Annotated in this window: 10 protein-coding genes; 9 read left to right on the top strand and 1 reads right to left on the bottom strand. The window is 33.2% G+C overall.

Annotated elements, in window-relative coordinates:
- Positions 1 to 115: 115 nt before the first annotated feature.
- Together GTO82_RS09755 and GTO82_RS05620 are read left to right on the top strand one after the other, a co-directional pair.
- Complete coding sequence (locus GTO82_RS09755; RefSeq protein WP_260983128.1) at positions 116 to 376, top strand: hypothetical protein; 261 nt, start codon at positions 116 to 118, stop codon at positions 374 to 376.
- Between the two features lie 23 nt (positions 377 to 399).
- Positions 400 to 1,671 (top strand): hypothetical protein, encoded by a 1,272-nt coding sequence (locus GTO82_RS05620; protein ID WP_260983127.1) that lies wholly within the window; start codon positions 400 to 402, stop codon positions 1,669 to 1,671.
- 803 nt (positions 1,672 to 2,474) lie between these two features.
- Here the strand turns inward: GTO82_RS05620 and GTO82_RS05615 are convergent.
- Positions 2,475 to 2,657: a hypothetical protein gene (locus tag GTO82_RS05615; protein WP_127795546.1), complete on the bottom strand. Its 183-nt coding sequence runs from the start codon at positions 2,655 to 2,657 to the stop codon at positions 2,475 to 2,477.
- A 184-nt stretch (positions 2,658 to 2,841) separates the two neighbouring features.
- On the opposite strand from GTO82_RS05615, the gene GTO82_RS05610 reads away from it, so the two are divergent.
- From GTO82_RS05610 to cas5e, 7 genes are all read left to right on the top strand, one after another.
- Positions 2,842 to 3,267 carry an HIRAN domain-containing protein gene (locus tag GTO82_RS05610; RefSeq protein ID WP_180872830.1) on the top strand — a complete coding sequence of 142 codons (426 nt, stop codon included), beginning with the start codon at positions 2,842 to 2,844 and terminating at the stop codon, positions 3,265 to 3,267.
- 597 nt (positions 3,268 to 3,864) lie between these two features.
- Positions 3,865 to 4,782 carry a M48 family metallopeptidase gene (locus tag GTO82_RS05605; protein ID WP_180872829.1) on the top strand — a complete coding sequence of 306 codons (918 nt, stop codon included), beginning with the start codon at positions 3,865 to 3,867 and terminating at the stop codon, positions 4,780 to 4,782.
- Between the two features lie 1,645 nt (positions 4,783 to 6,427).
- A complete protein-coding gene (cas3, locus tag GTO82_RS05600; RefSeq protein ID WP_180872828.1) occupies positions 6,428 to 9,178 on the top strand; it encodes a CRISPR-associated helicase Cas3' in 2,751 nt (916 codons plus the stop codon).
- A complete protein-coding gene (locus GTO82_RS05595) occupies positions 9,171 to 10,856 on the top strand; it encodes a type I-E CRISPR-associated protein Cse1/CasA (RefSeq protein WP_180872827.1) in 1,686 nt (561 codons plus the stop codon). The genes cas3 and GTO82_RS05595 overlap by 8 nt, the downstream gene beginning before the upstream one ends.
- 28 nt (positions 10,857 to 10,884) lie before the next feature.
- A complete protein-coding gene (casB, locus tag GTO82_RS05590; protein ID WP_180872826.1) occupies positions 10,885 to 11,481 on the top strand; it encodes a type I-E CRISPR-associated protein Cse2/CasB in 597 nt (198 codons plus the stop codon).
- A gap of 2 nt (positions 11,482 to 11,483) precedes the next feature.
- On the top strand, positions 11,484 to 12,644 hold the full coding sequence (gene cas7e / locus GTO82_RS05585) for a type I-E CRISPR-associated protein Cas7/Cse4/CasC (protein WP_180872825.1): 1,161 nt from the start codon (positions 11,484 to 11,486) through the stop codon (positions 12,642 to 12,644).
- Positions 12,625 to 13,335 carry a type I-E CRISPR-associated protein Cas5/CasD gene (cas5e, locus tag GTO82_RS05580; protein ID WP_127795552.1) on the top strand — a complete coding sequence of 237 codons (711 nt, stop codon included), beginning with the start codon at positions 12,625 to 12,627 and terminating at the stop codon, positions 13,333 to 13,335. Before cas7e ends, cas5e begins: the two co-directional genes overlap by 20 nt.
- The last annotated feature ends 3 nt before the right edge of the window (positions 13,336 to 13,338 follow it).

Here is a 13,338-nt window from a genome sequence, read left to right as displayed (position 1 = left end):
AGAGAACGATATTGCCAGTGATCTCTATAATTGATAGAGGTGATCCTTTAATTAAAGGATTAAAATTAAGTGATCTCTACAGCTTGTGGAGGAAAAAATAAATGGAGAAAAAACCATGGATAGGAAAAATACCAACGTTACGTTCACAGATAAGGAAATAAAAGAAGAAGTACTAACGTTAGAAAATTACGAAGTAAAAGATATAGATTATGATCATGGAGTATATAAGTCGACTTTAAGCTTAAGTACTGAAGATGAAAAAGAAGAAAAAAAGATAATTGCAGAGGCATATTGTTTCTTGGTGAATGGCGCTGAAGAAAATATAGTGGAAGCAGTATTGCTATCATCGATTATTATTACTTATATTCGTCAATAGCTACAGTTGAGAGTAAAAAATACTTGCTGACAAATTTTATTTTGCCTTATTTTAAAGATAAGGGAGTTGATTATGTAGGTTTCTGCAATGCAGGTTTTGAATTTACTAATGATACAAGAAATCAAAGAACTGTAGACAAAGCATTAGAAGAGACTCCTATAATTTTTACTAAAAAAACAGAAGGAGACGAATGGAAGTCAACGGTTAATATCATTGATTTGAAAAATATTGATGATTACATGCTAGAAAAGGACTATGGATTAGAAGAGTATGAGAAAGAAAAAGGAATAGAATTATCTGATAATTTTAAAGAGGAGTATGATAAATTTATTTTTGAAGAAGATCCCAAGATTGAAGATGATGTATTGGCTCAAATAAAAGATGTGTATAAATTTAAGAAAAATTTATATTACTCTGAAGATGGAAGAAGAGTAAATATCACTACTGAAGATAGAAAAGAAATGAATCGGTTTCAAACTATCAGAGGAACTTTTGAAAATATTGAAGAGCTGTATGATAGAGTGGCTTCTTCGTATAAAAATTTAATAAAAACATCTATTTCTCAAGATATGGAAATAAATCCTAATACAATTATTGGAGCTTTTATTTCTGATGGGAATGCCTTTATAGATTATCTTGATCAACAATGGTTAGAACGGTATGTGTCTAACTTTAAAGATAATTGGAAAAAAATTTGTTCATATATCTATGATAGTAATTTAGGCTACAGGTTGTGCTATAACTTACGTGATTTTGACCAGCATCCTCAGGGACATGCAGCACGACAAGTGATAAAAGAAATAGGAGAAGATGTAGGAACAGAAAGAATAGATTATTATCTGAATGTAGCCGGGATCTTTTCTGATGATAAAATCAAGAAAAAAATGAGACAAGATTTTCTTGATTTACAAGAAAATGATTTATTTACACCCTATGCAAGTAATTACATGATTAATTTAACAATACTTTATAATTTAGCTTTAAGTCAATTTGTAGCTAATAATTTGGAGGATATTCAGGAAGTTTACTATTACCTAGTTACCCATAATTTTAATGAAAGATTGATAAAAAGTGTTGATGATTATGAATTCCGAATTACCGGAGAAGACTATGCTGATGATGTTATTACGACTTTTGATGTAGATTACTTTTTGCATAGATTAGAGAAAAAAGGGATTATTAATGCACAAGTCATCTTAGATATTCGGAACGGCCAAGAAGATACCCCAGATATAAGAGTGGCTTCAGGAGACGCCTTAAAGAATATACTTAAAACTCATTTGCTTGGAAGATAATTAATTATTTTTAAGGGAGTAAATTTATTTGTCCGTGATTCACTAGCAATGGTTGATAAGGATGCAAAGAATAGAAAATGAAACTTAGGATATTTTGTACAGTATAATTACATAATATTGATTATTTGCGATTTGAAAATTAAATATAATTAAAAGGTGTACTGCCTTTATTAATTGAAGCAGTAATCACTTGCGTTAAAACCATGAACAAAAAAATATATAAATGATTTTTGAAATCATTATTTTTTAATAAGCCTTTATGAATTTAGTAAAACTAATGAAAAATTGTCGTATTATAAACTATGAATGTGATAGGAACAAAGAATATTTAGTATGTTCTCCACGTAGGTGGAGATGATCCTTAAACGAGGGAGATAGATTTGATGAATCTCTGATGTTCTCCACGTAGGTGGAGATGATCCCAATGGCTTAGCTACCCTCTCATTCGCATTGTAGATGTTCTCCACGTAGGTGGAGATGATCCTCAATAGTACCTTTTAGCTTTTTGACTTTACTCATGTTCTCCACGTAGGTGGAGATGATCCTGAATTGATGAATGCACGAGAACGCAAATAATTATGTTCTCCACGTAGGTGGAGATGATCCTGCTGTACACATGGTACCTAGCGTAAGTATTTCGTATTCTCCACGTATGTGGAGATGCACTCCCTTTGATGTATATTTCCAAACTTTTCGAATTCTTTTCTTTTCATTGTGCTATGCTTTCATAAGGCTTATACAATCTCATCTCTCATCGAAAATACATAGAAATAGTTTGTTTAAAGACCTACGTAGGTCGATATTTAATTATTACTTGTATTCTTACTAAAAAATGGTGTATCTATTTTATTTTCATTTAATCGCTCAATGATATAATTAGCATAAATTATCTTTTGTTCGTTTGTAGCATTACTTTTCAATATTGGCAACGGTGCATAATCAACATACACTAACACACCCTCCAGTTCTTTAGGTGTTAATATCATGAGCGAAAACCTTCTTTAGTTTAATATTTCTATCTTTTTACCACAGGCTTTCGAGCAAGCTGCTGCGGAATTTGAAAAATCAAATAATACTTTATCATAAGATCATTGAGGTAAACAGTCTACTAGAGTTTCCGACGAACGGACAAAATAAGCCTAAAATTATTCAATAGAAAGAGTAAATGTAATGAGTATGTACAGAAATGATGATATTTTAATTACAGATTTGATGGATCGAATTAGTAATTTGGAAAATCAAATGACTGAATTAAAAAAGATATACTATAAACAATCTGGAGAAAGTCATAGTACATTTCTATATGGATGTGAGGTACGTGGTTCGGACTATTTGCATTTAGAAGATAGGATAGTTCCTCGCTTAAAGGAAAACGACCCAGTTTTACTAATGCGTGAAGCAGATAATAAATACGATAAGAATGCAATTTCTGTTACTACACCTTCTGGCCTGAAACTGGGCTATGTTCCACACGAACATAATTTGATATTTAGTCGCTTAATTGATGCAGGAAATCTTTTATTTGGTCGTGTAAAAACTTTCCATTGGGATGGTAAAAATTTGGAATTAGTAATTAAGGTTTATTTGGCAAGTTAGTATTTATAGATAAAAAGATAGTCCTTTTGTTCAAGGGACTATTTTTTTAATATGGATAATTATGGGAAAATATTAATGTACTTAGTTAGATTTTGTATTGCCTCCACGACTGTGGAGAATAGCGCATGAATAAGCCACCCATAAAACTAGCTAAAGGATCACCTCCACATCCGTGGAGAATAGCGCTACCGTCGTCGTTTAAATGTTCGTCTAGAAGGATCATCTCCACATCCGTGGAGAATAGTGTCGGATTGAAATTGAAAGAGCCAGACAGTGAGGATCATCTCCACATCCGTGGAGAATAGTTTCCCGAATCAATATCAATGTTCAGATTTCCAGGATCATCTCCACATCCGTGGAGAATAGTAAACTGCATGGCTACAAACCGGGCTGGGCATAGGATCATCTCCACATCCGTGGAGAATAGACTAAGAAAATCCCAATGTAATAATAAATCCCAAAATAAATACTAACATTTTTAATGAGTTTTAATAACTCTTAACCTTAAAATACCTATAAATAATAAGAATAAATTTGGCTGTTAACTTGTTTTTAAAAGAGGTAAAATGATTCTGAATAGTACTTGGAGTGAATATAATGCTTTATAAACAAATTGAACAGAATAAACGAAATACTTGGATTATTTTAGGTCTATACACCTTGTTGATACTAATAATAAGTATTTTTCTGGGAATGCTTTTTACAGTTTATGTTGGAGGAGCTTTCTTTGTTATAGGTTTAATTTACATTGCACACGTCTATTTTGATGCAACTCGCCATCTTATGAAAGTAACAAATGCTGTTGAAATTACTAAAGAAACAGAGCCCCAAATTTATGAATTAGTTGAAGAACTCTGTTTAGCAGGTGGGCTGCCAGTTCCAAAATTATATATTACTCCTGATCAGGCGCCGAATGCTTTTGCTACCGGACGTGATCCACAACATGCAAGTTTAGCTTTAACGCAGGGACTATTGAATATGATGAATAAAAAAGAAGTTCAAGGTGTCATTGGCCATGAACTTTCTCATATTCGAAACTACGATACTCGTATTACAGTTTTAGCGAGTGCGCTAACCAGTTTAATTACAATGACTGGTGTAGGAATCGTTGTATTTGGATGGACTGTATTAACTAGTGAGAATAAAGGTTTGTTAGGTCTTCTTATCAAATTCTTTGCCTTATTTTTGATTATTGTAGGTGGAATTATTTCTATTATTGGAATTCCTATAGCAAAGTTGCTATTTTTACTAGTATCACGTCAGAGAGAGTATTTGGCAGATATTGGTTCAGTTGATTTGACACGTGAACCAAGTGGCTTAATTTCTGCTCTGTCTAAACTTGAAAAACTAGAAGAAGGAGAGAGTACCCCGCAAATTGGCTCTCAAGATTTAGCCCTACAACATTTGTATTTTAATTTTCCGAGTGCTCATAATTGGATTAGCCGCCTTTTCTCCGATCATCCACCTTTGGATAAAAGAATTGAACGCCTAGAAAATAGTAATCGGATAAAATAAGATAAGCACGACCAAATATCATGAGATGGTATTTGGTCTTTTTGCTGGGGTCAAATGTAGGTTAAACACTTGATTCTTAGTTGATAGAAACTAATTGAAAATGATATTATTTGAATTAGAGAATGGCATCATATCAAGGATCTTTTAGTGTATTCTCCACGTATGTGGAGGTGATCCTATAGTCTGTTTGGCTGTTCTTCCATACTCCATGTATTCTCCACGTATGTGGAGGTGATCCTCATGTTCTCAGCGGCTTTTTCAAGAGTATCAAGTATTCTCCACGTATGTGGAGGTGATCCTTATTTTCGTGAGCTTTCAGGTCTACACTCGGTGTATTCTCCACGTATGTGGAGGTGATCCTCTTGAGCAAGCTAAGATTGCTCAACAAGAAAAGTATTCTCCACGTATGTGGAGGTGATCCTTTAGGCTTAAGTAAAAGAACATCATCATAACTGTATTCTCCACGTATGTGGAGGTGATCCTCAATTGCAATTTCAGGAAGATCAATGGTAGAAGTATTCTCCACGTATGTGGAGGTGATCCTTAATCCATCACAAACTGGAGCACGTCCATTAAGTATTCTCCACGTATGTGGAGGTGATCCCGTCCACCAGGAACGGTTACTAAGTTCGTCACTGTATTCTCCACGTAAGTGGAGGTGATCCTTACATCTTCTTTTGGCTTAGCAGCAAAAAATCGTATTCTCCACGTATGTGGAGGTGATCCCTTACAAGCCTGAAACATGGGTTAAATCCAATCGTATTCTCCACGTATGTGGAGGTGATCCTCATTTGTCAAGGCATCAGGAGTTCTTTCTTCTGTATTCTCCACGTATGTGGAGGTGATCCTGATAGCGCCTATAATCGTTACTCATTACTTATGGTGTTCTCCACGCATGTGGAGATGATCCTATACCTTGTCATACCGTATGTTTGCGTTTTATGTGTTCTCCACGTAAGTGGAGATTATCCTGGTCAAGGGGATCAACAATCATCAATTACTCAATGTTCTCCACATATGTGGAGATAATCCTAAAGATGACTTTGAAGTTATGAAGAATGCACTGTGTTCTCCACGTAAGTGGAGGTGATCTTTCATGGCCGCTCATTAATAGCAATTGTTCTAAGTGTTCTGTTCTCCAGGTATGTGGAGATAATGCTATTCCTGCTAACTTGACTGATGAAGTAGCCAAGTGTTTTTCACATAAGAGGATATAACCTACGATAGTGGCAAAAATAATTTATATTTGAGTGCTTTTTATCAAAATGGCGCAATAAGTAGTGCACGATAATTCTGAATTTAAAAAATTGTATAGTGCACAATCAAACCTTTAATCTCTGTTCCAAAAATAAAGTTGAATCTAATTCAGCAAAGGTAAAAGTTTTATCTCATTCATTAAGCGCTCTAGTAGCGCTTTTTGTTTTGCGATGGACTTATCACTACTGATGGATAATCTAAAAAATTAATAATGGAGTATAATTAGAAAAGGTGTTCTTCACAGAAGTGAAGGTGATCCGAATATAGTGTATAGTTCGGAAAGTATTCTCCACAACTGTGGAGTTTTAAGAAAAATAAATAATAATATAGTGTAAAGTAAGCTAACTGTGATATAATGAAAGCGAATTCAAAAAGGAGATGGAAATTAATGGTGAACTTATTTCCGGCCACTAAGGCTTTATGGGGAAAGAAAGCGGTTCATGATGATCAAGAATTTTGGCTTCCTTTAGTAGCGCATTTAATTGATACTAAAAATGTAATGCAGTGGCTTTATAATAACTGGATTAGTGAAGGTACTAGAAAAATTTTGCAACAAAATCTTTCTCCTGAAGATACTCAAAAGCTGGTAGGATTTTTGGGATTTTATCATGATTTTGGTAAGGCCACGCCAGCTTTTCAATATAAACAGTCCTTTCCAAGGAATAAAGATTTGGATGAGGATATAAATGAAAAATTAAGAAGAGCAGGTTTTTCGTCCATCTCCATGGATAACTATAGAGTCCGTAAGTCACTTCATCCCATTGCTGGTGAAACTTTACTGGAATCTTTTGGATTAAATGAATCAATAGGTTCAATTATTGGTGGCCATCACGGTTTACCTCCAAAAAAAGATGTCACTTTTAAACAACTGAATATCTATGCTTCGAATCTTTGGGGCCGAGACACAGATACTAAAATTCAACATGAGTGGAAGTCTGTTCAAAATAATCTTTTTAAATATGGACTAGCATTGTGTGGTTATAATGATATTAAGGATGTTCCAGAGGTTACTTTGCCGCAAGCAGTAATTTTAGAGGGAATGTTAATCATGGCTGACTGGCTTGCCTCTAGCGAAAAATTAACTAATTATAGCAATATATCATTATTTCCCTTGATTTCGTTAGAAGAAGATTTTGATGAATTGAATATGGAAGAACGTTATCATCAAGCAATTAAAAAATGGGATATTAGTGATCGATGGATGCCAGAAAAGATTGCTTCTGTTAATGAACAATATCGCTTAAGGTTTAATTTTATTCCTCGTCCAGTGCAAAAAGAAATGTCAGAAACAATTTCTCAAGCTAATGATCCAGGCTTAGTTATTATTGAGGCACCGACTGGAATTGGCAAAACCGAGCTAGCATTGACAGCAGCCGAACAACTAGCCTTTAAGCAAGGAAAATCCGGCTTATATATGGGTTTACCAACTCAAGCAACAACTAACGCAATGTTTTCAAGAGTTAAAGAGTGGCTTGATAGTATAGCAAAAGAACAAGCTGCACATCCTGATGTGAAATTGCTCCAAGGTAAAGCAAAATTTAATAAACCATATACTAAATTACCCTATGCCGAGAATATTTATGATGATACAGATGGAGCGGTAGTAATTAATAGTTGGTTTGCGGGAAAAAAATCGAGTTTATCCCATTTTGCAGTTGGAACAATTGATCATCTCTTACTCACTGCCTTAAAGCAAAAACATCTTTTTCTAAGACACTTAGGCTTTAGTGATAAAGTGGTAATAATTGACGAACTTCACGCGTACGATTCTTATATGAGTTCATATTTAGAGAAAGCTATTAAATGGTTAGGAGCATATCATGTACCAGTAATTGCTTTGTCTGCAACTTTACCTAAGAAAAAAAGAAATGATTTGTTAAAAGCTTATCTGAAAGGAAAATATGGCAGTATAAAAATAAAAGCCAATGATAATTGGGAAGCTAATGAAGGCTATCCCTTACTTAGTATTCTGGATGGAAACAAATTAGAACAAGTAAGTGAGTTTTCGATTGCGAATGATGAAAATAGAACGATTAATGTTGTTCGTTTTAATGGAAATGAAGAAAAAATTATTAATAAAGCAGTTGCCGAAATAGAGGATGGCGGAATAGCTGGAATAGTTGTTAATACCGTTAAACGAGCTCAAGACTTAGCAAGATTAGTCCCTGAAAACATTGAAGTATTACTTTTACATTCTGCTTATTTAGCACCAGAGCGTGAAAAAATTGAAGAAGGACTTCAAGCGAAAATTGGAAAGGGTGGCATGCGTCCCCAAAAAATGATAGTTATCGGAACGCAAGTTTTAGAGCAATCTCTAGATATTGATTTTGATGTGCTTTTTACTGATATTGCACCAGTAGATTTAATTATTCAGCGAATTGGTAGACTACATCGTCATAAAATTTCCCGACCTACAACTTTAGCGAAGCCGACAGTGTATATTACAGGAATAAATGGCTACGGTGATTATGGGAAAGGAAATGAATTTATCTATGAAAAATACTTATTAATGAAAACCGATCATTTTCTAAAAAATAAGATTAATATTCCTGACGATGTATCTCCATTAGTACAAAAGGTATATGATCCTAAGGTAGATAAAGATATTAAAGATATTGCTGAAGCTGAGGCAAAGTTTGAAAAGGATTTAAAAAAATCTAAGAATAAAGCACGAGTATTTCAAATAGGAAATCCGAATGAAAAAGACAGAAATAATTTATTTGGTTGGTTAAGTGATGTACAAATTAATGTTAACGATGACAATCATGCTGCTGCTTGTGTTCGAGATATAAAAGAAACTATTGAAGTGATTCTTTTAAGAACTACTAGTGAAGGAACCTTTTTGATGGATGGTCGTAATATTGAAGAAGTAAGCAGTGAGGAAATAGCTGGTCAAACTATTCGATTACCATTTGCAATAGTAAATAGTTCAAAAATTGAAGATCTAATTGATAAAACAATTAGAGAATTGGAGACTAATATGCAATCTTTACATAATAAATGGAAAGAGGATATTTGGTTATGTGGTGCTTTAGCACTAGAGTTTAATGAGAATAATTTAACTACTTTAAACGGATTTAACTTAAAATTTTCTTCAAAATTAGGATTAATGTACGAAAAGGAGGAGGAAGATGGATAAAAAAAGTTTTAATCTTGTCACTGAGCCTTGGATTCAAGTCTTGGACAAAGATGGAAATCCCAAGGAAGTTTCATTATTAGAAGTTTTTGAAAATGCTGCTAGTTACCAGCGCTTAGCTGGTGATATGGCGAGTCAAGATTTAGTAATATTACGCTTACTTGTTGCTATTTTAACTACTGTATACTCTCGAGTTGATGCAAATGGAAAAAATTATGAATGGTTAACTCTTGATGAAAAAATGCATCTTAAAGAAGCAGAGGAAGAAGATTATGAGTACGATGATTTAGTAAACACGTGGCAATTTTTATATAAAAATGGACAATTCTCTAAGTCGGTTCTCCAATATTTAAAAGAAAATAGTTCTAAGTTTGATTTTTTTGGGGATGATCCATTCTATCAGGTTAATAAGGAAGTTTATGATCAGGAAGTACCAGCTAATAAAAAAGTTAATATCAAAAGTCCCAAGGGAACGGTTGATGTTAAACAAATAAACAGAACTATTTCTGAAAGTAATAATAGTCTATCAATTTTTTCACCTAAAACAAGACAGACTAAAAATGAGATAAACTTAGCTCAATTAGTGCGCTGGATCCTAACTTATCAAAGCTTTACAGGAGTAACTGATAAAACAAAGCTAATTAATAAACCGGTATCTAGCGGTTGGCTATATGGTTTAAATCCCGTATTTGCTCAAGGTGAAAACTTATTTCAGACTTTAATGTTGAACTTGGTTTTTTCAGAAGAATATAAAGAAGAAAAACCTTTTTGGGAATTCGAAAACGCATTTGAATATATTGAGTTCCTAAAAGATGAGCCTTTCGCTCGCGATCTTTCAATTAGTACTTTATATACGTTATGGTCAAGAATGCTGCATATTGAATGGATAAATGAAAAACCTATTATTTTTACTGCAGGTTTGCCAAAATTGGATAGTGCGGAAGCCTTTATTGAGCCAATGACTACTTGGCGTAAAAACAAAAAAACAGGGGAGGTTTATCCTGCTACTAAGCATTTGACTGATCTAACAAAAGCAATGTGGAGAAATTTTGGGCAATATGTTAGAACTACAGATCCCGAGGAATTAGAAGATATGCATGAACCAGAAATAATTAAATGGCTGAGAAAGGTACAAAATAACGAATATCTTCCTACAGACACTTCCTTAACTTTGCGAACTACAACATTAATTAGCGATGGCAAATCTTCTTCTCAGTTACCAACATTTGAGGTTAATGATTGCTTTAAGATTAAAGCAAATGTACTTTTTGATAAAAATAAAAAAGACTATTGGCCAGAAGATATTGAAAATATGATTGATTTGACTCAACAAGTAGGAAAAGATTTTTGGATTTTTACTAATAATATTAGTAAATTAAGAGGTTTAAATGGAACAGATTCTGCTGATAATTCGACTATTAAATTTTATGAAAGTTTAAACCTTCCATTTCTTACTTGGCTAGCAAGTTTAAGAAATGATCAAGAACGAGCTGACAAGACAATTGAATGGAAAGAAATATTAAAGAGGATTTCTATAACGAAAGCTGAGGAAGTTCTAAAAAATGCTTCTCCAAGAGATATCATTGGACAAGAAAGTTCGAAAGAAGAAGGAAGTGGAATAAATAACATTTTTACTATTTTTAACTGGTATAAATTAAATGTATTTCGTCATATTAAATAATAAATTTTAAGGAGGAATGATTATTTTGGTGACAAATATTGAAAGAAATACCAATAAAATTATAAAAAAATTGCATGAACGAGGGGGTAATGATAAAGCAATATTGTCTGCTCTAAGACGTTCCAATTCTATTCTAAGTCGTCAAGCTACTATCGTTTGGCCACTGCTATTTGAATACATTAAAGAAAAAGATATCTTTGGTGAAAATAGTAAACAAACAGTTTCAGAACGAGCAATTTTTACAGCCTTACGATGTTATTCTGTTTTTGAGCAAGGTAATGATATTGAAAGAGATCGTGAGTATGATAGTGAAAACGCACAATCGTTGTTTAGAAATCTATCATTTTTGCGTAAAGATGAACACTTTCGAGAAGCTTTAGATAGACGTGTGCAGTCTGTATTAAGTACAACGAATATAGAAGCAGTTGCTAGATCGGTAGTAAGTTTAACTAAAATAATAAAAGTTAATAATCCAGCAACCAAAATTAATTATCCTGAATTAGCAAATGATTTATATAATTTTCAATTAGGTTTTGAAGCAGCTAGAAAAGTGGCCATTAAATGGGGAAGAGAATATTTCTGGCTTAACGATGAAATAAATAGTAAAGAAAGCAGAGAGGATTAAAAATGACAAAAAATAACTTATACGTTGATATTCATGTATTACAAACTGTACCATCATCAAATATCAATAGAGACGATACTGGTGCACCAAAAACTGCTATTTATGGAGGAGCTACTAGATCACGTGTGTCATCACAAAGCTGGAAAAAAGCGATTAGAGAAGGATTTAAAAAAGATAGTAAAGAACATGATTGGCTTAATGGCTTTCGTACTAAACGAACGGCTACCTTATTGGCCAAAGAGTTAATGAAACAAGATTCTTCTTTAAGTTTTGATGATGCACGCAAAAAAGCTAAAGAAGTCTTATCTAATATGGGATTAAAGTTTGATAAGGCAAAGAAAAATGATAAAAGTAATGATAAAGATTTTGAAACCAAAGTCTTACTTTTCTTTAGTCCTAGTCAACTAAGAAAATTGGCAGAATATATTCTAAATAATGATGAAATTAATAAAATTGATGAATTAGACAAAAAAGAAGCAACGAAAGTTTTAAAGGAAGCTAAAAAGGAATTAGATAGAAATCAATCATTAGATTTAGCACTTTTTGGTAGAATGGTAGCAGATGATCCAGAACTAAATGTTGAAGCCTCTGCTCAAGTAGCACATGCTATCTCAACTCATGAAGTTGTGCCAGAATTTGATTTCTTTACAGCAGTAGATGACGCTAAAACCTCTGAAGAATCAGGTTCCGCCATGCTTGGAACGCTTGAATATAATTCTTCTACTTTATATAGATATGCAAATGTAAATATGAATGAATTGATTCATAATTTGGGAGAAGAGTTAGCTCAAATAGGTTTGAAAGAATTTATTAAAAACTTTGCTTTGACAATGCCTACAGGTCATCAAAATTCCTATGCGAATAAAACTTTACCTCAATACATCTTAGTAACCATTAGAGAAGATACTCCTGTAAACCTAATTTCAGCATTTGAAAGACCGATCCAAAGTAATAATGGTTATGCTAAAAAATCTATTGAACAATTAGAGGCAGAATTTGATAGCACTAGTAGTTGGATAGGTGAACCATTAGCTAGTTTTGTTCATGCCAATAAAGGATTTGTAACAACTGTAGGAGAAAGAAAAACAAATATTGATGAGTTATTAAATGATGTTTCTACTGTAGTGGCTAAGAGGGTAGAAAATGAAGACACTGACGATTAAATTAAAGGCGCCACTTCAAGCTTATGGTAATGAAGCTACTTTTGAAAGACGAACTACCAATCCTTATCCTACTAAAAGTGCAGTAATTGGAATGATTTCTGCATCCTTAGGATATGATCGTAATGATAAAAAAATCTTAAAATTAAATGATTTGGAGTTTGCAGTAAGAAGTGATCAACCGGGACAAATAGTAAATGACTTTCAAATCGTTGAATATGCAAAAAGTGCTACAAAAAAAACAAAGAAATTAACGTATCGCTATTATCTACAGGATGCAATATTTATGGTAGCAATTGGATCAGAAAATGATGATCTCATCGAAAAAATTCATTATGCTTTGCAGCATCCTAAATTTTCATTATTTTTAGGTAGACGCTCATGTCCTCCGGCTGGACCACTGGAAATTGAAGTGTTTAATAATCAAAATCCATTAAATGTTTTAAAATCAATGGATTGGCAAGCAGCCGAATGGTATCAAAGAAAGCATTCTAGTTTTAATGCAGAGCTCGTTTATGATGCTAATCTTGGAGCAAGAGATCATTTTGTATTTCAAGTGAAGGATAAAGTGGGCTCATTTGACCAAAGAAATCGATATCATGATTACCGTGAAGTGGTAAGTACATATATACCAATGAAGAATCAAATAAATAAACATGCTGAAACAATGCATGACATAATGTCGAATATATAAAGA

This window comes from Lactobacillus johnsonii, assembly GCF_013487865.1.
GTDB lineage: Bacteria > Bacillota > Bacilli > Lactobacillales > Lactobacillaceae > Lactobacillus > Lactobacillus johnsonii_A.
This window is presented reverse-complemented; position numbering and strand designations above follow the sequence as displayed.